Source organism: Nitrospira sp. CMX1, from assembly GCF_054902215.1.
Window position 1 is genome coordinate 54362 of record NZ_JBUBKD010000043.1, and the last position, 21894, is coordinate 76255.

At 54.8% G+C, this 21894-nt stretch carries 21 protein-coding genes; all 21 read left to right on the forward strand.

Annotated elements, in window-relative coordinates; genetic code table 11:
* Positions 1–29 precede the first annotated feature (29 nt).
* Positions 30–1160: a lipid-A-disaccharide synthase gene (lpxB, locus tag ACYX34_RS11145; protein WP_462076638.1), complete on the forward strand. Its 1131-nt coding sequence runs from the start codon at positions 30–32 to the stop codon at positions 1158–1160.
* Positions 1148–2896, forward strand: coding sequence for a lipid A export permease/ATP-binding protein MsbA (gene msbA, locus ACYX34_RS11150; protein ID WP_462076639.1), 1749 nt, complete (start codon positions 1148–1150; stop codon positions 2894–2896). The genes lpxB and msbA overlap by 13 nt, the downstream gene beginning before the upstream one ends.
* 4 nt (positions 2897–2900) lie before the next feature.
* Positions 2901–3533: a lysophospholipid acyltransferase family protein gene (locus ACYX34_RS11155; protein ID WP_462076640.1), complete on the forward strand. Its 633-nt coding sequence runs from the start codon at positions 2901–2903 to the stop codon at positions 3531–3533.
* Between the two features lie 111 nt (positions 3534–3644).
* Positions 3645–4982, forward strand: coding sequence for a 3-deoxy-D-manno-octulosonic acid transferase (locus ACYX34_RS11160; RefSeq protein ID WP_462076641.1), 1338 nt, complete (start codon positions 3645–3647; stop codon positions 4980–4982).
* Between the two features lies 1 nt (position 4983).
* Entirely contained in the window at positions 4984–6072 is a 1089-nt protein-coding gene (lpxK, locus tag ACYX34_RS11165) for a tetraacyldisaccharide 4'-kinase (RefSeq protein WP_462076642.1), read from the forward strand.
* Positions 6065–7771, forward strand: a complete 1707-nt coding sequence (waaF, locus tag ACYX34_RS11170; protein ID WP_462076643.1) for a lipopolysaccharide heptosyltransferase II — start codon at positions 6065–6067, stop codon at positions 7769–7771. The genes lpxK and waaF (ACYX34_RS11170) overlap by 8 nt, the downstream gene beginning before the upstream one ends.
* 133 nt (positions 7772–7904) lie before the next feature.
* Positions 7905–8906: a class I SAM-dependent methyltransferase gene (locus ACYX34_RS11175; protein ID WP_462076644.1), complete on the forward strand. Its 1002-nt coding sequence runs from the start codon at positions 7905–7907 to the stop codon at positions 8904–8906.
* An 89-nt stretch (positions 8907–8995) separates the two neighbouring features.
* Complete coding sequence (gene waaF, locus ACYX34_RS11180) at positions 8996–10069, forward strand: lipopolysaccharide heptosyltransferase II (protein WP_462076645.1); 1074 nt, start codon at positions 8996–8998, stop codon at positions 10067–10069.
* Positions 10060–11085, forward strand: a complete 1026-nt coding sequence (locus ACYX34_RS11185) for a glycosyltransferase family 9 protein (RefSeq protein WP_462076646.1) — start codon at positions 10060–10062, stop codon at positions 11083–11085. The genes waaF (ACYX34_RS11180) and ACYX34_RS11185 overlap by 10 nt, the downstream gene beginning before the upstream one ends.
* Positions 11086–11190: 105 nt before the next feature.
* Positions 11191–11778 (forward strand): winged helix-turn-helix transcriptional regulator, encoded by a 588-nt coding sequence (locus ACYX34_RS11190; protein ID WP_462076647.1) that lies wholly within the window; start codon positions 11191–11193, stop codon positions 11776–11778.
* Between the two features lie 210 nt (positions 11779–11988).
* Positions 11989–12231, forward strand: a complete 243-nt coding sequence (locus ACYX34_RS11195; protein WP_462076648.1) for a four helix bundle protein — start codon at positions 11989–11991, stop codon at positions 12229–12231.
* A gap of 134 nt (positions 12232–12365) precedes the next feature.
* Positions 12366–12899, forward strand: a complete 534-nt coding sequence (locus tag ACYX34_RS11200; RefSeq protein ID WP_462076649.1) for a UpxY family transcription antiterminator — start codon at positions 12366–12368, stop codon at positions 12897–12899.
* Positions 12900–12940: 41 nt separating this feature from the next.
* Positions 12941–13417 carry an NUDIX domain-containing protein gene (locus tag ACYX34_RS11205; RefSeq protein ID WP_462076650.1) on the forward strand — a complete coding sequence of 159 codons (477 nt, stop codon included), beginning with the start codon at positions 12941–12943 and terminating at the stop codon, positions 13415–13417.
* A gap of 13 nt (positions 13418–13430) precedes the next feature.
* Positions 13431–14888 carry a lipopolysaccharide biosynthesis protein gene (locus tag ACYX34_RS11210; RefSeq protein ID WP_462076651.1) on the forward strand — a complete coding sequence of 486 codons (1458 nt, stop codon included), beginning with the start codon at positions 13431–13433 and terminating at the stop codon, positions 14886–14888.
* Complete coding sequence (locus ACYX34_RS11215; protein ID WP_462076652.1) at positions 14885–15889, forward strand: glycosyltransferase family 2 protein; 1005 nt, start codon at positions 14885–14887, stop codon at positions 15887–15889. The genes ACYX34_RS11210 and ACYX34_RS11215 overlap by 4 nt, the downstream gene beginning before the upstream one ends.
* Before the next feature lie 91 nt (positions 15890–15980).
* Positions 15981–17522 (forward strand): B12-binding domain-containing radical SAM protein, encoded by a 1542-nt coding sequence (locus ACYX34_RS11220; RefSeq protein ID WP_462076653.1) that lies wholly within the window; start codon positions 15981–15983, stop codon positions 17520–17522.
* A 42-nt stretch (positions 17523–17564) separates the two neighbouring features.
* Positions 17565–18566 carry a GHMP family kinase ATP-binding protein gene (locus tag ACYX34_RS11225; protein WP_462076654.1) on the forward strand — a complete coding sequence of 334 codons (1002 nt, stop codon included), beginning with the start codon at positions 17565–17567 and terminating at the stop codon, positions 18564–18566.
* Position 18567: 1 nt separating this feature from the next.
* Complete coding sequence (locus ACYX34_RS11230) at positions 18568–19545, forward strand: GDP-L-fucose synthase family protein (RefSeq protein WP_462076655.1); 978 nt, start codon at positions 18568–18570, stop codon at positions 19543–19545.
* A 55-nt stretch (positions 19546–19600) separates the two neighbouring features.
* Complete coding sequence (locus ACYX34_RS11235) at positions 19601–20203, forward strand: thiamine pyrophosphate-dependent enzyme (protein WP_462076656.1); 603 nt, start codon at positions 19601–19603, stop codon at positions 20201–20203.
* Positions 20204–20211: 8 nt separating this feature from the next.
* The gene (locus ACYX34_RS11240) at positions 20212–20748 is read left to right on the forward strand and encodes a hypothetical protein (RefSeq protein WP_462076657.1); all 537 of its coding nucleotides are present in this window, start codon (positions 20212–20214) and stop codon (positions 20746–20748) included.
* A 212-nt stretch (positions 20749–20960) separates the two neighbouring features.
* Positions 20961–21894: DegT/DnrJ/EryC1/StrS family aminotransferase (locus tag ACYX34_RS11245; protein ID WP_462076658.1), on the forward strand; the 934-nt coding region annotated here is incomplete at its 3' end.

Here is a 21894-nt window from a genome sequence, read left to right on the forward strand (position 1 = left end):
CTCATATTGATCATGCTTGATAGGCCACCATGGCACGCATTCTGATTGTAACGGGCGAGGCTTCTGGTGACCTTCATGGGGCAAACCTGGCAAAGGCGCTGAAGGCCTGTGATCCTCATGTCTCTGTGGCAGGAATTGGCGGACGTGCCATGGAGGATGCCGGGGTGGAATTGGTCTGCAAGATGGGGCAGTTCGATGTCATGGGCATGGTCGGACCCCTGGCATTGTTGGCGATTATTCGACGGTTGTTCTTCATGCGGCGATTGTTCAGGTCGGAGCCATGGGATGCGGTCGTTTTTGTCGACAACCCAGGATTGAACCTACGGTACGCCTATTTTGCCAAGGGCGCTGGGTTGCGTGTGTTCTATTATATTGCGCCCCAGATTTGGGCCTGGGGCCCTTGGCGGATGTACTGGATTAAGAAACGAGTCGATCAGGTGTTGGTGATTCTGCCGTTTGAACAACCGCTCTTTGAGAAAGCAGGTATGCGATGCACGTTTGTCGGCCATCCCATACTTGATGCAGTCGGTGGGGCCGATGATCGGACGGCGCTTCGCAGGAGGTTTGGCTTCTCTGATCATGAGCGTGTCATTGCCTTATTGCCAGGGAGTCGAACGCATGAAGTGCAGGTTCTGCTGCCGATCCTTCTTGCAGCAGCAGAGAAATTGGCGCGGCATAGGCCAGGAACGAAGTTTCTCCTGGCACAAGCCTCCACAATTCAGGATAATCTCTTACAGCCGCTCTTGCGACACAGCGCGGTTCCTGTCACTCTGGTCAAAGAACAAACCAGTGAAGTGCTGGCGGTTTCCGACTTTGCATTGGTCAAGTCGGGTACGGCAATATTGCAGGCAGCTGTGGTGGGGACCCCCATGGTGCTGCTCTATCACATCAGCGCATGGCAATGGTGGATTGGGAGCTTCTTTATGCGAGTCAAATGGATCGGTCTTGTCAATCTCGTGGCAGGTCGATCCGTCGTGCCGGAGTTGTTGCAGGCTGAGGCCACCGGTCAGCGGCTCTATGAAGAGGCACTGCGGATTTTAGAGGATCCGACCGTGTATGCTGAAATGAAACGGAACTTGGCACAAGTACGGGAAGCCTTAGGCGCACCCGGCGCATCAATGAGAGCGGCAGAGGTGGTGTTGGCGGCATGTCGGGCTTAGATCGATTCAAACGGCTGATGGGGTATGTGAAACCGTATCAGGTACGGTTTCTGGCAGCCTTTGCCTGTTCAGGGTTAGTGGCGCTCTTGAGCGGGGCCTACGCGTGGCTTGCTCGGCCGGTGTTGGACGATATCTTCATTCAAAAGAACGAGCAGATGTTAATGGTACTGCCGCTGGTACTCTTCGGCGTGGCGACGCTGAAAGCCGTGTTTAGTTATGGTGTGGGATATTTGATGGCGTATGTCGGGAATCGGGTCGTGGCGGACATCCGACAGGAATTATTCCAGCAACTCATGCGGCAGTCGGTTGGGTTTCATGATACCCATACATCGGGGCGCCTCGTCTCACGCGTCGTGAATGATGTGGGAATCATGGCGAATGCCGCGTCGAGTGTCGTGAAAGATATTTTCCAAAACGGGCTCACTTTTCTCGCGATGGTGGGCGTCATCCTCTATCAGAACTGGAGGTTGGCGGCGATCTCGATGGTCGTCATTCCTCTTTCGGGGTTGACAATGGCGCGGGTGGGAAAGCGGTTGAAACGACTAGCGACCAGCGGACAGGAACAGATGGGAGACTTGTCCTCGACGCTTCAAGAAACCTTTTCCGGCATTCGGGTGGTGAAGGCGTTCGGCCGGGAGGAGGCGGAGGCTGAGCGGTTTCATCGGAGGAACCATGCGTTTCTCTCGACGACATTGAAGTCCAATCAGGTGTGGTCGCTCGGCCATTCACAGATGGAGATCATCGGAGTCATCGGTGTCGCCACGATTATTTGGTACGGAGGGTATCTGGTTATTCAAGAGCTGATGACCCCAGGTGCATTTTTTTCGTTTATGGCCGCCATGTTTATGGCCTATACACCGATCAAAAAACTCTCTGGCTCCAATAATCTGATCCAGCAGGCGCTGGCAGCGGCTGAGCGGGTCTTTGACATGCTGGATTTAGAAACCGAGCAGTCTCAGAACCGCGGGACGATCCCGCTGGTCCAGATCCGTCGGGCGATCGAGTTTCAGAACGTCTCCATGCGGTATGAGAATCAATCAGTTCCGGCCCTCACCGACGTGGATTTGTCCATTAAGCCTGGCGAGGTCATCGCGCTTGTTGGAGGCAGTGGAAGTGGAAAGACGACGCTGGTCAGTTTGTTGCCACGGTTCTATGAACCAACGTCCGGGGCTCTTTTGCTGGATGGCGTTCCCTTGACCTCCTACGAACTGCGATCGTTACGGGCCCACATTGGAATTGTTTCGCAAGAGGTTGTCCTGTTCGATGATACGATCAGCAACAACATTGCGTTTGGGCGAACCGGTGCCGATCAGGCCGAGATCGAACGGGCTGCGAAGCTGGCCTATGCGCATGACTTTATTCTGCGTCTCCCGAAGGGGTACGATGCGGTGATCGGGGAACGGGGGCTCAAGCTATCGGGTGGTGAGCGGCAACGGTTGGCGATTGCCAGAGCTATTCTTCGCGACCCACCGCTTCTCATCCTTGATGAGGCAACCTCCGCGCTTGATACCGAGTCTGAACGGATCGTGCAGCTGGCGTTGGGTAATTTGATGAAGAATCGAACGACGGTGGTGATTGCTCATCGGCTGTCGACGATTCAGAATGCGGATCGAATCGTCGTCTTGGACCGAGGCAGGATTGTTGAAGTCGGCTCCCATGACGAACTGCTTCGGCTGGGCGGTGTGTATCGCCGTTTGCATGCGTTGCAGTTCCAATCCGAAGAGTTGACACGCTGAACCGATGAAACATTCAGCTCTCTTGAAATGGTTGAAACTTTCTGTGCTGCCCCCGGTGGGGGCGGCGCTCATTCGAGGCGTCGCTGGTACGATACAATGCGAGACTCGCGGTCACGAATCGGTCGACGCATTGTATCGAGAAGGACGCCACGCGATTTTTGCCTTTTGGCATGCGCAGCAACTGATGATGTTGCATGGGTACCGTGGTGTCGGGACGCAGATGTTGATCAGTCAGCATGGTGACGGTGAGATTATCGCACGGATCATCTCGCGATTCGGGCATCAGGCCGTGCGGGGGTCGAGTACGAGGGGCGGGGCGACGGCCTTGCGGACGTTGATCAAGGTGGGACGGTCCGGCTGGGATCTTGGTGTGACGCCGGATGGTCCAAAGGGACCTCGCCGGGTGGCCAAGCTGGGGGTGGTGCAGTTGGCTAAGGCCACTGGGCTTCCGATTGTGCCCATGATCTTTGCCTGCTCAAAAAAAAACTCTTTGCGAGCTGGGATCGCTTCATGGTCCCGTACCCATTCTCCAGAGGCCTGTTTCTCTATGGCAGACCGCTCTGGGTCCCGCGAGAAGCCGATGGGGCCATGCTTGAAACGCTTCGGGTGGAACTTGAGACAGCCCTCAATCAGCTGACGGATCAGGCGGAAGCAGCGGTGATGCGTGAAACGTGAGCGGTGATGCGATACAGGTTCAGGAATGAGGTGATTGATTGGCCTTTCACCTCTTCCCTTTCACTTCGTTCCCATGTGGAAGCTTCTCTATAACATCGGCCTTCTTCTCGCGACACCCGTGATCGCGGGTGTTCTCCTGGCCAAGCCACGCTGCCGTCCTGGTTTTCTTCAAAGAATGGGGTGGGGAGTCCATCCCTCTGATGTCGGTGTGTCGTCTCGACCGCTCGTGTGGATTCATGCTGTGTCGCTCGGCGAAGTGGTCGCGGTCTCGCCGCTTGTGAAGGCGTTGCAGACACGGCATCCGGAGTTTCGTTATATCGTCACGACGGTGACTGAAACCGGCCGCGAAGCGGTTGAACAGCGATTAGACGGGATTGCCGAACATCGGTACGCGCCACTTGATTTTTCATGGGCCGTAGCCGGCATGGTCAAACGCCTGCAACCAGTACTCTACGTATTCGTCGAGACCGAACTATGGCCGAACATGTTGTGGACCTTACGAGAACACAATGTGCCTTCCGTGTTGGTGAACGGCCGGTTGTCCTCTCGGTCGTTTCGCCGTCAGGATGTGCCGCTGATTCGTTCATTCTATCGGGTTGTGCTGCAGACGCTGACACTTTGTTTGATGCAAACCGAGAGGGATCGACAGCGGATCGTGGCATTAGGCGCCGAACCCGCCAGTACGCATGTGACGGGCAACATCAAGTTTGATCAGCCGGTGCCGGAGGTTCAATCAGATAGGTCACTGCGTCGCAGCTTGGGACTGGCTGAGAATGAGCAGCTTATTCTCGCGGGGAGTACGCATCAGGGTGAAGAGGAACTGCTGGTCTCCGCATACCAGAAAATTGTTCAGACCTATCGCGATGTCGTCCTGATGTTGGCCCCTCGTCATATTGAACGGGTCGACCGAGTTGAGGCGATGCTGCGAGAGGCTAAGGTTGTCGTACAGCGGAAGAGTCAGATTCGAGAGAACCTATCCGGTCCGCGGGTGGTGATTTTGGATACAAGGGGAGAACTAGCCCGTGCGTATCGCGAGGCTGTTGTGGCTTATGTGGGCGGGACCTTAGTTCCCGTGGGGGGGCATAATTTGCTCGAACCGGCCGTGTGGGGCACTCCGGTGATGTTTGGACCCTACACGGACCATTGTACTGAGATCGCAACACTCTTGTCCGAGGCCGGTGGCGGGCGTCGGGTGACGGGGGTGGAGGACCTTGTTGTCTCGATTGAGGAATGGTTAGGGCAGCCCGACAAACGAAATCGAGATGGCCAGGTAGCGAAACAGGTGGTGTCGGACAACCAAGGTGCGCTCATGCGAAGCGTGGAGCAGATAGAACAGTGCCTTCGTACTGCTCCATTGTACTCCAAGCATTCGGTGACAACGGGAGTAGGGTCGCTCGTGGCTAAGCCCTGATATGTCATTGCTCTCTCCCGGACAACCGGTCCGTACGTGGCTGTACTGGGCTTCGTGGTGCTACGGCCTCTTCGTTCGCTGTCCTGATTGGTGCTATCGCCTTGGATGGTTAGCCTCAACGCGATTACCCTGCGCTGTGATCAGTGTGGGGAATCTCACTGTCGGCGGAACGGGCAAGACACCGATGGTGATGCTTGTGACGGAATGGTTGCAGGCTAAGGGGTTACGAGTCGCGATTTTGAGTCGCGGCTATAAGCGGACGAGCACGGCACCGCATCTGTTGGTCTCGGATGGGTCGCGCATCTTGGTCGGTCCGTCGGAGGCGGGCGACGAACCGTTTCTTATGGCGCAACGGTGTCCGCGAGCCATTGTCGCTGTAGGGACCGACCGGGCGGCGCTCGGTCGATGGGTGCTGGCGCAATTTCCCGTGGAGTGCATGATTCTTGATGATGGATTCCAGCATCGTTCGTTGCAGCGGAACCTTGATCTCGTCTTGCTGGATGCCACTGATCCGGAGGGACTCGATGCGTTGCTGCCGGCCGGGAGATTACGTGAACCGTTCCGGGGACTGGCGCGGGCCGACGCCGTTGTGATCACGCGAGCCGATATGCCCGTCGAAGTGGAGGCGATTCGTCGTCGGGTACATGCCGTCTCAGCATTTTCCGGAGCGATTGCGGAAGTTGTCTTTGCACCTGACTGTATGGTGTCGGTGTTCTCGACCGAGCGACATCCAATCACCTGGGGCTACGCGAAACGCGTATGGCTGGTCAGCGGTATCGGGAACAGCGGGTCGTTCCGTCGATCGGCTGAGTCCATCGGGCTGACTGTTGCCGGCGAAACCGCGTTGGCAGATCATCATGGCTACAGCCAGGATGATGTCGGGCGCATTCGTCTCGCGATGCGGACTGGCGGTGCTGATATCGTCGTGACGACCGAAAAAGACGGCGGCAAGCTGGCTCCGTTGCTCAAGCCGACCGATCCTTGGTGGATGCTCCGGTTGCAGGCGCGCGTCGTGCGTGGAGAAGAAGAGCTGCGTCTCTTGATCGACAGAGCATCGTCGAATGTGATGCTGAGGGTGACTCGTGGGTAGCGCACCGCCTCGAAACATCCTGGTGCGGGCGCCGAATTGGATCGGTGATGCCGTGATGTGTGAGCCTGCGCTGCGAGGTCTGCGATCGCTCTTTCCGGAGGCAGACGTCACGATGCTGGCCAAACCGGCCGTTGCCGAATTGTTTCGTGCCGCGCCAGAGCTGAATCGAGTGCTGGTCTACGAGGACAGGGAGGCTCATGCCGGGATCTCAGGGAAGTGGGCGCTTGCCGGTCTGTTGCGGCGGCAAGGCTTCGATCTCGCGGTACTTTTTCAGAACGCCTTTGAAGCGGCATTGATTGCATGGCTTGCGGGCATCCCGCAGCGGTATGGCTATGCAACTGATGGGCGAATGTTCTTTCTCACCAAGTCCGTGGCCGTGCCTGAGTCTCACCAATCGGTCCATCAGGTGGAGTACTACTGGAATTTGTTGAAGCCCTTGGGGTTGTCTGGCCGTGCGCCACTCCCAACACTCTGTGTGACTACGGAGGAGAGTCACGCCATGGATGCGAGACTCGCTGCCCTCGGGAGCGATATATCGGATCTCGTGATCGGTATCAATCCTGGGTCGACCTACGGCAGCGCGAAACGATGGTTGCCTGAGCGGTTTGCCGAAGTCGCGCAGCGCCTTGCGGAGCGAGTCGGCCGTGATGAGGGTAGGCAGGCGGCGGTGGTCATTCTAGGAGCGAAGGGTGAGGAGTCCTTGGGGAGGGACATTGCAGCCCGAATCAACGGACGATCGGTGGTGCTGTCTGGTACAACGACGATTCGCGAATTGATGGCCGTGGTGAAGCGATGTCGCATTCTGATTACCAATGATACGGGACCGATGCATGTGGCGGCTGCGTGCGGGGTACCGGTCGTCGCGGTGTTCGGACCGACGGATTCATGTACGACCGCTCCCTATGGTCAGGAGCGGTCGGTGGTTCGGGAGACCGTTGATTGTGCCCCCTGCCTGCTTCGGGAATGCCCGATCGATCACCGGTGTATGACCCAAATCTCAGCTGACCGAGTGTACGATGTGGCGGTGAAACAAGTGAGAGGGGTAAGGGGTGAGGGGCAAGGGGAGAAAAACTCATCTGCGCCTCACACCTCACACCTCATACCTGACAGGGTCTTGGAAGGCTATACAATCTTCCTCGATCGAGATGGCACGCTCAATCCGGACCCTGGATATATCAAGTCTCCGGACCAGTTTGAATTGTTTCCTGGAGTGCCGGAGACGCTCGGACGCTTGAAACGGGCTGGTGCTCGCCTGATTCTTGTGACGAATCAATCGGGCATCGCACGAGGATTTCTCTCGCGCCACAATCTTGAGGCGATCCACAGAAAGCTCGCACATGAGCTCGGTCAAGCCGGCGTGACGCTTGACGGCATCTACTTCTGTCCCCATCATCCGGACGACGGGTGTGGGTGTCGAAAGCCGAACCGTGGAATGATTGATCAGGCGGTTCAAGAACGGGGGGTGGATCTTGAGCTATCCTATGTGATCGGTGATCATCTGCGTGATATCGAATTAGCTAAACGGGTGGGAGCACGAAGTGTTCTCGTGACAACCGGGGTGACTCGGTTGCAAGAGTTGGAAGGTTTGGCGGAAGCTCATCTGATTCCGGACAAGGTTACAGCCTCCCTCGCTGAGGCTGCGGACTGGTTGTTGTCCGATGTGGAACGAGGAATTCCTCCTCCAAGGTATGACGAATAGACGCGAGGGTAAACGATAGTCCGGATGAATTGAAGGGGTGCCGGACGGACTGGGCTTGTGTTGGCTAGACAGCGGGAGTAAGTTGTCTGGGGAGACGGTGCTCAGGGTGCGGTGTTACGCGGGAGGAACGGCGATGGCAGTGAGCCAGGATGCGACGGATTGTTTCATTCCTTGTAATCTCTGCGGTGGGACCGATGTCGCGACTCTTTCTACCAGAAGTCGAAGCGGGAACCCGTTACGAACCGTCATTTGCCGAGTCTGTGGTCTCGTCTGGTCAGATCCGCGCCCACATGATGCCAGACGGTTTTATGAAGAACAGTACCGCCTAGCGTATAAGCATACCTACAGTCCCAAGCCGAAACATGTCTTGCGTGCCGGCAAGGTCGCCCTTTCACGGTTTGGGAAGATCGAACGGCTATTATCGAGTCGGAAAGCAGTGCTTGATGTCGGCACTGGGGGTGGAGAATTCGCCTATTTGCTGCAATCGCTTGGGCACGCGGTCAATGGGATCGAGCCGAATCGGGGGTATGCTGACCATTCGATACAACAATATGGGCTGACGGTTCAAGTTGGATTTGTCCAAGACGCGACATTTGCTTCGGCCTCGTTCGATGTCGTGACGATCTGGCATGTTCTTGAGCATACAGAAGATCCAGGCTTCATCCTGGCGCGCCTCCGTTCTTGGTTGAAACCCGAGGGGGTGCTTGTTGTAGAGGTGCCGAATGTGGAGGCGACTTGTCAGGCGCCTCGCAGTACGTTCCATGAAGCCCACCTCTACAATTTCAATGTCGTGTCATTGCGCCGGTTGGCCAAAAAGCAGGGGTTGTATGAAACCTCGCATCTCATCTCCCAGGATGGGGGGAACATCACGATGTTTTTTACTCAAACAGCGCCCCTGCTCGCCGATCAGTTCTCCGCCGTGATTCCTGGAAATTATGAGTGGATCTCTCGAATCGTGAGCCAGCACAGCATGCTGCGGCATCACCTCAGCCCCGCTCCGTATGTGCGCGCGTGGCAACGCCTCTGTCGATCGCTTGAAGAGCAGCGTGAGACGGCAGTCCTAGGCAGCGGGAAAGCGATACTCGATGAACTCTATGCCCTTCAGGTGCGGACCCGTTCTCACCTATGTGCATGAAGAGAAATGGTTTGGGCACGGATGAGGGACCCGCATTTTGACGTAGTACCCCGATACTGTCCCAGCTGCGTAGCCAGGGAGGTTGTCCGGTGTCACCTGTCAAATCTTTCGGTGCCTCTTCCTCCGTACTCTGGGATACTGCCCGTATTCTTCTGATTAAGCCGAGTTCACTGGGAGATATCGTCCATACGTTCCCGGTGGTGTCGGCAATGAAAGCGCAGTGGCCTGGGGCGCACCTGACGTGGGTGGTGAAACGTCAATGGGCTGAGCTTGTCCGGCGAGCGGAAGGGGTTGATCGTGTCTGGCCCATGGACATGACGGTGAGTGGTTGGCTGCGGGAAGGACTCGCGCTTAGGGCGGAGCGCTTTGACCTCGCAATCGATTTGCAAGGATTGTTTCGAAGTGGCGTCTTGGCGTGGTTCAGTGGGGCACCGATACGAGTCGGGTTTGCGAATGGACGCGAGGGAAGTCCTTGGTTCTACACCGACCGCGTTCCGGTTGCGAACTCCGATGTTCATGCGGTCGATCGATATCTCTCTCTGGTGGATGCCTTGGGGGTGAGATGTCCTGAGAAACGTCGGTTTCAGTTTAAGTTCCAGGACGAGGATGTCGCGACTGTTCGAGCAATCTGCCGTCGTCACGGTTTTCCCGTGGACCGGCCATGGATTGCAATGAATATTGGAGCGCGGTGGCCGACGAAGCGATGGCCGCTGACGGCGTTCGCTGCGGTTCTGGATCAACTGCACGAGTCGTATCGTGAACCGGTCGTGATCATCGGAAGTTCGGAGGAACGTCTGTATGCGAATCAGCTCCGAACTCTGACAGCAAGTCCGTTTATCGATTTGTGTGGAGAGATCCCGTTGGGATGTTTGCCTGCGCTGCTTTCGACGGCATCCGCAATGATTACGAACGATTCCGGGCCGATGCATGTCGCGTCGGCACTGGGGGTCCCTGTGGTCGCGATGTTCGGACCGACCAGTGCGGTTCGGACCGGACCCTATGGGGACGGCCATTCCGTATTGACCGGTCAGGTTCCATGCAGCCCCTGTTTCAGCCGTGTCTGTCGACATGTTCCAGAATTGGAATGTCTTCATCGTATTACGCCGACTCATGTGGTTGATGCCATTCGTCCGCGGTTAATGGCTCACGTCCCATGCCAATGAACGTCTTGATCGTTCGCCCGGATGGGATCGGTGATGTCCTCCTGTCGCTCCCCGTGGCGACGCAACTCCGGCAACTCGTACCAGGTGTCAAGGTTGAGTTCTTAACCAGCCCTACCGTGGCGCCCCTGCTTGAACACCATCCTGATGTGGATGGTGTTCGCACCATTCGTCTGACGGATCCGTTGGCGGAGCTCCGTCGTGCATTTTCCCAGGGAGTTGAGGTCGCGGTGTTTCTCAAACCGTTTCGTCGACTGATGTGGGCAGCCTGGTTGGCGCGAGTGCCGATTCGAATTGCGACAGGCTATCGTTGGTATAGCCTCTTGGCGAATCGGCGCATCTACGAACATCGCAGTGAATTTTCAAAGCATGAATCAGTGTACAACGTTGAGATGCTGAGAGGCCTGGGCTTGACTCCCCAAACGGTTCAACCTTCTGCTCTGTTCGTGACGGAGTATGAGCGAGCGATCGGGGCATCTTATTGGGCGAATTTGCCCAGCCCACGAGTTGTGGTCCATCCGGGAGCTCTCTCTGCACGTCGATGGCGGCCGGAGCGTTACCGAGACTTGGCAGTGAAATTGGCGGAAATCGGGTATGGTGTACTGTTGACTGGCAGTGAGTCGGAACAAAAACAATTCGAACCATATCTCCTACCTGCTCCGCAGATTCCTGCCGAGATCAAGAATGGTATGGGACAGCTATCACTCCGCCAACTTATGGCAGTGATCGCCAACGCTCATGTGGTCGTTTCTGGAGCCACGGGACCAGCTCACATGGCAGCAGCTCTAGGCATTCCCACGGTCAGCCTGTTTGATCCTCGACGAAACAATTTGCCTGTGAGATGGAAGCCTCTTGGGACGGGAGTTGTCCTACGTCCCGATGTCCCTACCTGTGATAAATGTATCGGCGAAGTCTGCTCATATTGGGATTGTCTTGATCGAGTGACGGTTGACACGGTGATGGCTGCCGTCAGGCAAGTAATTGGTGCTGCTTCAGCTCTCGTCATCCACCACGTGTGAGGTTAAGGATTGAGGCAGGGCATGATCGGTTCTAGGTAGTGGCCTTGACTCCATTATTTGTATATGTTCATATCCTGAACGAGCAGCAAGCGAATTCATAACTCTATGAATCTCCGAGGCCAACGAGATCTGCTCTTGCTGACCGAGGTGGAGCGCGATGGTGGGATCACCCAGCGGTCCCTTGCCGTCAAGCTCGGGGTCGCGTTGGGGCTCACGAATCAGTATTTGAAACGATTGGTGCGGAACGGATACATCACCATTTCCACGGTCCCCTCCCACCGTGTTCGATACGTGTTGACGCCACAAGGGTTTGCCGAGAAATCGAGGCTGACGTCTCTTCACCTGGAGTATGCACTGTCCTATTATCGCGATATGCGCGCGCGACTTCGAGAAACACTGTCGTACGTAGCTCGAAATGGAATGAAACGAGTCGTCATCTATGGAACCGGTGAACTTGCGGAGATGGCGTATCTGTCGCTCCGCGAGATGCAGATGACGTTGGTCGGGTTTGTGGATGATGGACGGCAGGAATCATTTCTCTCGTATCCAGTTTGGTCGCTAGACGTCTTGTACCAGTGGGAGTTCGACGCGGTGTTGCTGGCAACCATTGATCACTTAGGTGGGTTCTGCACGAAACTCGAACACTATCAGGTCCCAGATAGTAAGATCATCGCGTTGACGTCGTCGGTGTAAGCGCGGAAGACGATCGTTTTTTCTTCACTGTAAGTGAGAGGGCGAAGCTGTATCCGTCGGGCGCGCGACGAGCAGGACTTAAGAGGGATTTTCGAGAGCGGAATGGAAAACAGGAACGCCGGAATCTCTTCTCTGCTGCATCGCGCGGTTCGCGCTTGACCTGTTTGTTGCGCAGAGACCTATGCCTGTGACCAGATTTGAAGACCTCGAATGTTGGGAAAAACGCCAAGGCTCTCCGCGGTCGAACGTTATCAGATCCCCAATAATGGGGAGTTTGATAAGGATTTCGGTTTCAAGGATCAGGCGAGGAGAGCAGCGGTCTCCATCGCTTCAAATATCGCAGCGGGAAAAGAAAGAGAGACAGTCGCGGAGTTCATCAGATACTTGTATATTGCGAAAGGGTCGGCAGGTGAGTTGAAAACTCAGGTGCTGATCGCAGCGGACATTGACTAGGTGAGTCAGGAGCGTGCCAAGGATTGAAGGACGAAGGTCAAGGCTTTTCGCGCCATGCTCGGCGCACTAATCAAGCAAATGATAGCCGGAGCTAAAGTGTGTGCGATGAAACGAGTCGCACATCAGGATGTCTCATGAATGACCAGACAGACGAGATAAACCAGATGGACCAGGCAGACAATCTCAAATGGTATGCGCTGCGAACGAAGTCCCGTCATGAGAAGGTGGTGCGCGATCAGTTGGAGAAACAAGGAATCGAACCGTTACTTCCGACTGTCAAGCGGTTGAGCCAATGGAAGGATCGAAAGAAAGAAATCGAGGTCCCGCTGTTTCCCGGCTATTGTTTCGTGCGGCTTTCCCAACACGAGAAGCTGCCGGCGCAGAAAACGGCAGGCGTCGTCGAAATCGTCGGAAGTGGAAGTCGGCCCGAACCGATTCCAAACTCAGAAATCGAGGCACTGCGGCGTCTGATGAACAGTGTCCTTCCCTATGATCCGCACCCCTATCTCCATGAAGGCATGAAGGTGGAAGTGATTCGTGGTCCTCTTCAGGGAGTGCATGGAATTCTGCTGAGGAAAGAAAAGCGTCATCGGCTTGTGATCGGAGTGCATCTGATTCAACAAGCGGCAGCGGTCGAAATCGATATAAACGATGTAGTGGGAGTATAAGCACCCGAATTGCTCCAGATCGTGGACGTAGAGGAGTCGACATGAATGCGTCCGAGATTGATTCCATGTACGGGAGTACCGTTGTGGAAGGGATGAGGGTACGAGCGGGAGTCGGAGTGGTCGTTCGCGGGCAAGATGACACCATCCTCCTGGAAAAGCGTCGTGATTGTGGTTGGTGGGGACTGCCTGGAGGAAGGGTGGAGCCGGGAGAGTCGCTTGTCGAGGCTGCCGTACGGGAAGTGCGTGAAGAGACGGGTCTCACCGTGGAGGTGACGCATCTCATCGGTGTGTATTCAAGCCCACAAGGTCGTATCGTCACGTATCCGGATAATGGCGATGTTGTTCAACTCATTGATGTGGTCATTGGCGCACGAGTGCTATCCGGTCAAGTTATCTGCAGCCAGGAGAGTGAAGAGGTCCGTTTCTTTTCTCCATCTCAATTTCCAGAACAGATTGTGCCTCCAGCTCGGCAACCACTCGCCGACGCCTTGGAAGGCCGACGCGGATTATTGAGATAGGATTGATGCGTCAATGACACCATTTCGTGTTCTTGTCATGCTCGGTCTGGGAAGAGGCTTCCAAGTACTTGCGGGATTAATTACGATTAAAATTGCGACGACGATGTTGTCACCCGGTGAGCTGGGAAGCATGAACCAGGTGATGAGTCTGGCTATTCTCGGGACCTCCGCCTTGCTGCTCCCTCTCGCTGCGTACATTGTTCGTGGTTGTTTGGATTGGATCGATGCCGGTGTCTTAACCCAACGGCTTGGTGCGTATCTGCGTATTGTCTTAGCCGTTGCGGTAGGACTTGGTTCGGTAGCGTGGGTCATGCAGAGTCACTTCTCGATGGTCTTGGGGATGACCCCGGTTTGGGTTGCGGGTTTGGTCGCGCTCTATACGCTGGGGTTTGCACTTCAGACGATGGGGACCTCAGGGCTCAACCTGATAGGGCGTCGCTTTCTATATGTGCTGTTTGGGAATATTGCCGCATGGGGAGGTCTCTTCTTCGCGATATGGTGGTCAACCTACCAGACGGGCCCAGAGGTGTGGCTACTTGGAGTCTTTTGCGGATTTCTTCTCTCGTCTCTTTCCTATGTGATTTTTGAGCGTTATACAAGAACGTCCGTTTCTACGCATGCCTCTCCTCTGCACAGTGTGCTCCCGTTCGATTGGTGGACCCTGATCATGTTTGTGGGGCCACAAGCTGTGGCATTTGTATTTTGGTGGATCCAATCCCAGAGTTATCGCTTTATTCTCAGTTGGGTGGCGGACATTACGACAGTCGGCTTGTTTGCGGCAGGGTATATGATCTGTTCAATGCCGATGCAGACGTTCGAAAACCTTTTTAATGAGTTTTACAGCCCAACGTTGTTTCGAGCGCTGAAGGGACAGGATGCTGAGGGCATCGCACGGGCTTGGAGCGCCTATGCGGCGGCCTACATTCCAGCCGTCATTCTGTTCGGCGCGTTTTTGGTCGGAAACGCAACCTTCATGGTGAAACTCCTCTTAGGCGAACAGTTTCAAGTGATCGCGTCGATCCTCATCTGGCCCGCGCTGACGGAGACATTTCGGGCCATGTCTTCGACGTTACACCAGCTCGGTTTGGCGAAGGTCGATATGACAGTCACTATCTATCCCCTTATGATGGGGGCGCTTCTGGCTCCGATGCTCGTGTACGTTCTGGCGTCCTATGAGCCCCTTCTAGGGACGGCGCTGGCGCTTCTGATGGCAGGAGTCGTCGTATTTATGATGGCCATCCCGATTAGTTGTCGAGCGCTACCGATTGCCTGGCCTGTTCGAAGGATTCTCTACGCGGTGGCCCTCGGGCTCCCGTTATGCTTCCTGGGATGGATCATGACTGCAGGGTTTGGAGACCTGTCAGCCGGTAAGGCCGCCGTCGCTCTTCTGATTTCTGGATTGACGATGACGATGTTTCAGTATCTGATGGCAAAGGAATGGCTTCATCAGGTCGTGTGGAAAAACGCATGAAGACGCCAGGGCTTGTCACGATCATGGTGCCGGTTCTCAACGGGGAACTGTTTCTTCCGTTGGCGCTGGAGTCCCTGCTGGTGCAGGACTACGCACAGTTTGAGATTGTGATTCTTGATAATCAGTCCACGGACCGGACGCCTGAGATTTGTCGCGAGTATGCACGCCGCGATACGCGGGTGAAGTATGTGCCCGATACCATCAATCGTATTTCGCACGATGCCGCAAACCACCTGGCTACCTTCATTACCGGTGAGTTCTGCATGATTGCTTGCGATGATGATCTGTGGGAACCGAATTTTCTGGGGACTCTAGTCAGGTATCTTCAGCGTCATCCCGGGGTCGGGTTGGTCTTTTCTAACGCGTGCTATGTGGATGTTTACGGTCATCGAGGGGGTCAGCGGTTGTTGGCCGGTCGCCATCTATATAAGAAGGAGGATTCCGCCTTCAGAAATGTATGGCGTTACCTCGGACAACGTCGGGTGGTCCCGACAATTTTCGGGGTCTATCGGAGTGAGGCGTATTTGGCGGCACTACCGTTCGATACATTCGACGAAACCATTGCCGACGTGGATAATCTTTTTCTCATCAAGTTGTTGACCATGACGAAGGTGCAAGGAATTGATGAGGTTCTTTTTTATTATCGGAATAAGTTCCGTGGGTTTGACCCGTCCAACGGGAAAAGTTGGTCTTCTTCCTGGTCATTCTACGCGGGACACCAGTGGAGGTTTCTCCGAAAAATCCTCACCGTGGTCGATCATTCACCGCTTCCCAATGCCGAGCAGCTCTTACTTCGTATTCGTTCGTGCTATACATTCGTTGCCGTCGTGTCATTCTTACGAATCAGGTCTACCATAGGAACGGTCTTGGTTCGACTGAAGGTTCGGGAAGGACCTTCGATCGTGAAAGATGTTCACACTGAAATTCGTTCATCGGCCTTGCAAGCAGCTCATGGTGATGCTAAAGGAGCCAGTGATACCAATGTCACCTTCAAAATTTAAAATTAGCAAACCTAAATATTGTAAAATTCGTCAAAGTATAGGATAACACGAACGATGATTCCCCGACTCTACGAGTCACGGACCGATACCGATGGCAACTCGCCGACTTGATGTGCTCTTCGTCAATGCTGATTCGTCTTTGCAAGCCTATCAAGGGTTAGCGAAGACCTATTCGGCGATTGAACCACCGACATGGGCGTTGTTGTTGGCACAGTCGTGTCGGGCCAAGAATTTTGGCGTGGCGATTTTAGACTGCGATGCAGAGAAGTTGCCATTGCCCGAAGCCGTGAATCGGATTCATGATGCGAATCCTCGCCTGGTGGTATTTGTCGTCTACGGGCAAAATCCCAATTCAGGGACGACCGGAATGATCGGTGCCAGCGCCCTCGCGAAGGAGATCAAACAACAGCATCCACATCTCCCGATCTGTTTCGTGGGATCTCACACCAGCGCGTTGCCCATGGAAGTTCTGCAACTCCCGTTCGTCGACATCGTACTCCTGAACGAGGGAGTGTATGCGCTGCATAATCTTTTGCAGACAGATCTCCATTCCGGGCTGCAGGCCGTGAAGGGGATCGGGTACAAGGTCGTCGACTCCAACGGAAAGAGTCGTCCGATCATGAATGAGCCGCAATCGGTGGTTCCGCAAGATCGGATGGATGTCGACATGCCCGGCTACGCATGGGATCTCCTGCCGTACCGATCCCAACCGCTTGATCTGTATCGGGCGCATTTCTGGCACGCCGAGTTCGATCATCAAAAACGTACTCCCTTTGCGGCCATCTATACATCGCTCGGATGCACGTTTGCCTGTGATTTTTGCATGATCAACATTGTAAACCGAGTGGACAACGGGAGCGGGGTTGATGCGTCCCATTCGCGCGGGATGCGGTTTTGGAGCGCGAAGTTAATCACAGCTGAACTTGAGAAGCTCGCCAAGCTAGGGGTCCAGACAATTCGGATCAGCGATGAGATGTTTTTTTTGAATCGTAAGTATTACGAGCCGCTGCTGCAAGATATCATTGAACGAGATCTGCGATTGCGGATGTGGGCCTATGCGCGAGTCGATACCGTACGACATGAGTATGTCAATTTGTTCAGGCAGGCCGGTATTAATTGGTTGGCGCTTGGGATAGAAGCCGGTAATCAGACCGTGAGGCAGGAGGTTTCGAAGGGCTCTTTCCAGGAGGTCAACATCCGAGCCGTCTGCGATAAGGTGCGGGCCGAGGGAATGAACATCATCAGTAACTACATTTTCGGGTTTCCTGACGATACGTTGGAGACGATGGGGGAAACCTTGAATTTGGCGCTAGAGCTGAATACTGAGATGGCGAATATGTATCCTTGTCAGGCCTTGCCGGGAAGTCCGATGTATTATCTGGCCAAGCAGCAAGGCTGGAAATTGCCGAATAGCTACAGTGGATATGCATTCTTGTCCTACGACAGCCAGCCTCTCCCCACCAAGCACATCACGGCAGCGGACGTGTTGCGGTTCCGTGATGAAGCGTGGCAGCACTACTTTTCGAACGCGGCGTATCTCAAGCTGGTCGAGACGAAGTTCGGTGAAAAGGAACGAGCAAACGTTGAAGCCATGGCCAAGGTGCCGTTGCGCCGGAAACTACTCGGTGATTGATATGACCACCGCGCTCATAGTGAAACGTGCGAGGCGCGAGAGATGATCATCACGAGAACGCCGTTCCGCATTTCCTTCTTCGGCGGCGGGACCGACTATCCGGCTTGGTATCAGGAGCACGGTGGAGTGGTCTTGGCCACCTCGATCGACAAATACTGTCACATCAGTTGCCGGTACCTGCCGCCTTTTTTCGAACACAAGCACCGCATCGTCTACTCCATTATCGAGAATGTGCGGCGGGTTGATGAGATCAAGCATCCTGCCGTTCGAGCCATTCTGTCCTGGGCCGAGTGCGACGATCTGGGGTTGGAGGTTCATCACGACGGCGATCTGCCGGCACGATCCGGCCTCGGATCCAGCTCATCATTTACGGTGGGACTGATCCATGCCTTAGCCGCCTTGCGGGGGAAATATATTTCGAAAGACGAGCTTGCCGCCCAAGCGATCAATATGGAGCAGCACATCATCAAGGAGAATGTCGGGTCGCAGGATCAGATTTCGGCCGCCTTCGGAGGGTTCAATCGAATCGACTTTAAGCGAAACGACACGTTTCAGGTGTCGCCCATTATTTTGACGAAGGACCGGTTGCATGAGTTTCAATCGCATCTCATGCTGTGTTTTACCGGTTTTTCTCGAATTGCGTCCGAAGTCGCCAAATCCAAGATCGACAATTTCAAGAGACGAGAAGCCGAGCTCCACCGCATGAAAGAGATGGTTGACGAAGCGATCAAGATCCTCCAAAGCTCAAGGACTTCGATCGACGAAGTCGGCAAGTTGCTTCACGAAAGCTGGGTCTGTAAACGCAGTCTTTCGGACAGAGTCTCGACGCCGGAAATTGATCAGCTGTATGAAGAAGCGGTACACGTCGGCGCTTTGGGCGGGAAGATACTCGGCGCGGGAGGCGGAGGTTTTCTATTATTGTTCGTGAAGCCGGAGTTGCAACCAAAAGTTCAAGAGCGGCTGAAGCATTTGGTGCATGTGCCGTTCCGATTCGAGAGTTCAGGGAGTCGCGTGGTCTTGTATCAACCGAATGGGCTTTCTTGACATGGTGATGAAACGGGATGCCGTCATTTATGTCGCGGGACATGCCGGTCTTATCGGCTCGGCGGTTGTTCGGCGATTGGAGCGGGAGGGGTATCGACCCCCCATGACGAGACGGCGGAATGAATTGGAACTTCAAGATGCCGCGGCGGTCAATGATTTTTTTGGGAAGGTTCGTCCGGAGTACGTGATTCTCGCCGCAGGGCGAGTGGGCGGAATTATGGAAAATCAGTCATTCCCTGCTGATTTCATGGACGAGAATGTCGCTATTCAACTGAATGTGCTGAAGGCAGCGCGTAAAACCGGAGTACGAAGGCTGATTCTGTTCGGCTCCTCCTGCATGTATCCAAGGGAATGTTCTCAACCGATGGCCGAAGCCGCTCTTTTATCCGGCAAGCCCGAACCGACCAGCTTGCCCTATGCCGTTTCCAAGCTCCTCGGTACGTACATGTGTCTGGCGTATAACAAACAAGATCGGGATGCCCGATTTATTCCGGTGATTCCTAATAGTGCCTATGGGCCTCACGACAATTTTGACCCGAAATCGGCCCATGTTCTCTCAGCGCTTCTCGCGCGCTTTCATGAAGCAAAAATGACCGGAGCCCAATCGGTCGGTTTGTGGGGCAGCGGCTCGCCGAGACGGGAGTTCGTTCACGCCGACGATATCGCGGATGCCTGTGTCCATCTCTTGGTCGAGGAAGATCTCACGGTCGAATTCCCAATCAACATTGGAATTGGGGAGGATGTCTCAATCAAAGAATTGGCAGAGTTGATAGCCGGCGTGGTCGGCTATCGAGGGGAGCTCAATTGGGATTCAACCAAGCCCGACGGTGCTCCTCGAAAACTCCTTGATAGTGCACGGATCAGGTCCTTAGGGTGGAAGCCTCGCATCGGGCTTCGCGAGGGACTCACGGAGACGTATCGATGGTATGTGAGTCATCTCAAGACCGCACCCATCCCGATACCTGTGGGCTCGCGGTAGTCGGACTGGACCTGGGGTGTTTTCCGCTTCATGCGCCTGGCATACGAAGGGTGAAATGATGACAAAAGAAGAGTTGATTGAATTTGAGGAAGAAATCGCCGCGTTGTTCAACGCGGGGAAAATTCGCGCCCCCATTCATCTGTATTATGGGAATGAGGAGGCGATCATTCAAATCTTCCGCACCATCCGACCTCAAGACTGGGTGTTCTGCTCATGGCGGTCTCATTATCAGTGTTTGCTGAAGGGCGTACCAAAGGATCGCGTTCGAGATGAGATCCTGGCCGGACGGTCGATCTCTCTGTGCTTCCCTGAGCAGCGTGTCTTCTCTTCTGCGATTGTCGGCGGGGTCTTACCGATTGCCGTCGGGGCAGCCATGTCGATCCAGCAGCGTGAAGAGGATGCGAAGGTCTACTGTTTCATGGGGGATATGACGGCTGAGACGGGTATTGCGCATGAATCGATCAAGTACAGCCGAAACCACCGCTTACCGATCCATTTTATCGTCGAGGACAACGCAAAATCGGTCTGTACCGACACCAGAGAGACGTGGAATCAACCTCGCCTGAGCTATGAAGAAGTCAATGATGAGTACATCAGCTACTACCGCTACGAAACGAAGTATCCGCATGCCGGTGCCGGCATGCGGGTTCAGTTTTAGGGTGAAGCATGAAATATTTTGATGAGCTGAAGCGGTCGATGAATTTCTTGGCCCAAGATCCGCGGACGGTTTTTCTCGGCCAGGCGGTGGCTGTTCCGGGAACCGCGATGAGCAACACGCTCAAGGAGGTGCCTTCCCATCGCTTGATCGAGCTGCCGGTCGCCGAGGAAATGCAAATGGGGATGACGACCGGCCTGGCGCTCACCGGACTCATACCCGTCAGTGTGTTCCCGAGGTGGAATTTTCTGATCTTGGCGATCAATCAGTTAGTCAATCACTTGGACAAGATTCATCTGATGTCCAATGGCGGGTACAAGACGAAGGCCATTATCAGGACGGGAATCGGATCGCAGCGTCCGCTCCATCCGCAGCATCAGCATGTGGGAGACTTTACGGAGGCGATCCGCATGATGTGCAGCACGGTAGAAATCATTCGTTTGGAAGAACCCAAAGATGTTTTCCCGGCCTATGAGTGGGCGCTGCTGCGTGAGGACGGACACAGCACCATCATTGTTGAGTATGGAGACTATTACAACGAGAAATAGCAGGGGAGTAAACAAGTCCGCCGGCGTCGTTCTTGCCTCGCTCAAGGTCTCAACGTACCAACCGCGTACGCCTCGCTTGCTGCGGCCTCACCGGACGGTCTTTTTGACCACCCTGAACGCATTTCTGATCAGTATTTGAAATCTCAGCAGGACGGCTTTCTCGAGCGGTCAAAATCGGACCGATAGCTCCCATGGAACGTGAATAGGTCGTTATGAACTATCCTCTTATGCGCAACAATATTCTCCGGGAAGATTTGGATGCGGTGATTGAGCATCTCAAACAGGACGATCCGATCTTGACGCACGGTCAGAATGTGCGGGATTTTGAGGCCGAATGGTCTGCCTGGTTAGGTGTGAAGCATAGTGTCTTCGTCAATTCCGGAGCATCCGCGAATCTCTTGACGATGGCGATTCTGAAAATCCGCTACCCCGAGGGCGGCGAAGTAATCGTTCCACCGTTGGCCTGGGTCTCCGATATCGCGTCGGTGCTGCAGAATGGATTCACTCCCGTCTTCGTCGACATCGATCCCAGGACGTTGGGGATGAATCCAGATAGCATTTGTGCCGCCATTACGGAGAGGACCCGTGCGGTATTTTTAACCCATGTGCAGGGATTTGATGCATTGGAAGATAGGTTGCTGACTGAGTTGCAGCAGCGAAGCGTTCCGCTGATCGAAGACGTCTGTGAGTCTCATGGGGCTACGCATCAAGGACGGAAATTGGGAAGTTTCGGCTGGATATCGAATTTCTCCTTTTACTACGCGCACCATATGAGCACGATCGAGGGAGGGATGATTTGCACGAACGACTCGGAGGTGTATCAGCAGGTACGCATGTTGCGCTCGCATGGGATGGTTCGAGAGGCTAGCGATCCGGCGGTGCTTGCGGCCTACCGCTCAGCGAATCCGGAATTGAATCCGGATTTTATCTTTGCGTTTCCCGCCTATAACACACGCAACACGGAAATCGGCGGCATCCTAGGCCGAAGCCAGCTCAAGCGTCTGGATCGCAACGTGAGGCGACGGACGGACAACCTACTGCGGTTTATGAAACAGCTTGATTCACGCAAGTACCGCACTGATTTCAAGATAGAAGGGTCCAGTAATTATGCGTTCAATCTTATCTTGAAGCGTCCGGACAACGTCT

Bases quoted from the DNA above. Each gene is read 5' to 3' on its own strand.
- lpxK (WP_462076642.1), top strand. From the start codon at position 4,984: ATGTCATTGCTCTCTCCCGGACAACCGGTCCGTACGTGGCTGTACTGG.
- ACYX34_RS11240 (WP_462076657.1), top strand. From the start codon at position 20,212: ATGAAATATTTTGATGAGCTGAAGCGGTCGATGAATTTCTTGGCCCAA.
- lpxB (WP_462076638.1), top strand. From the start codon at position 30: ATGGCACGCATTCTGATTGTAACGGGCGAGGCTTCTGGTGACCTTCAT.
- ACYX34_RS11160 (WP_462076641.1), top strand. From the start codon at position 3,645: ATGTGGAAGCTTCTCTATAACATCGGCCTTCTTCTCGCGACACCCGTG.
- ACYX34_RS11175 (WP_462076644.1), top strand. From the start codon at position 7,905: ATGGCAGTGAGCCAGGATGCGACGGATTGTTTCATTCCTTGTAATCTC.
- ACYX34_RS11205 (WP_462076650.1), top strand. From the start codon at position 12,941: ATGAATGCGTCCGAGATTGATTCCATGTACGGGAGTACCGTTGTGGAA.
- ACYX34_RS11210 (WP_462076651.1), top strand. From the start codon at position 13,431: ATGACACCATTTCGTGTTCTTGTCATGCTCGGTCTGGGAAGAGGCTTC.
- ACYX34_RS11155 (WP_462076640.1), top strand. From the start codon at position 2,901: ATGAAACATTCAGCTCTCTTGAAATGGTTGAAACTTTCTGTGCTGCCC.
- ACYX34_RS11225 (WP_462076654.1), top strand. From the start codon at position 17,565: ATGATCATCACGAGAACGCCGTTCCGCATTTCCTTCTTCGGCGGCGGG.
- ACYX34_RS11215 (WP_462076652.1), top strand. From the start codon at position 14,885: ATGAAGACGCCAGGGCTTGTCACGATCATGGTGCCGGTTCTCAACGGG.
- msbA (WP_462076639.1), top strand. From the start codon at position 1,148: ATGTCGGGCTTAGATCGATTCAAACGGCTGATGGGGTATGTGAAACCG.
- ACYX34_RS11230 (WP_462076655.1), top strand. From the start codon at position 18,568: ATGGTGATGAAACGGGATGCCGTCATTTATGTCGCGGGACATGCCGGT.
- ACYX34_RS11185 (WP_462076646.1), top strand. From the start codon at position 10,060: ATGCCAATGAACGTCTTGATCGTTCGCCCGGATGGGATCGGTGATGTC.
- ACYX34_RS11200 (WP_462076649.1), top strand. From the start codon at position 12,366: ATGAATGACCAGACAGACGAGATAAACCAGATGGACCAGGCAGACAAT.
- ACYX34_RS11220 (WP_462076653.1), top strand. From the start codon at position 15,981: ATGGCAACTCGCCGACTTGATGTGCTCTTCGTCAATGCTGATTCGTCT.
- ACYX34_RS11195 (WP_462076648.1), top strand. From the start codon at position 11,989: ATGTTGGGAAAAACGCCAAGGCTCTCCGCGGTCGAACGTTATCAGATC.
- ACYX34_RS11235 (WP_462076656.1), top strand. From the start codon at position 19,601: ATGATGACAAAAGAAGAGTTGATTGAATTTGAGGAAGAAATCGCCGCG.
- ACYX34_RS11190 (WP_462076647.1), top strand. From the start codon at position 11,191: ATGAATCTCCGAGGCCAACGAGATCTGCTCTTGCTGACCGAGGTGGAG.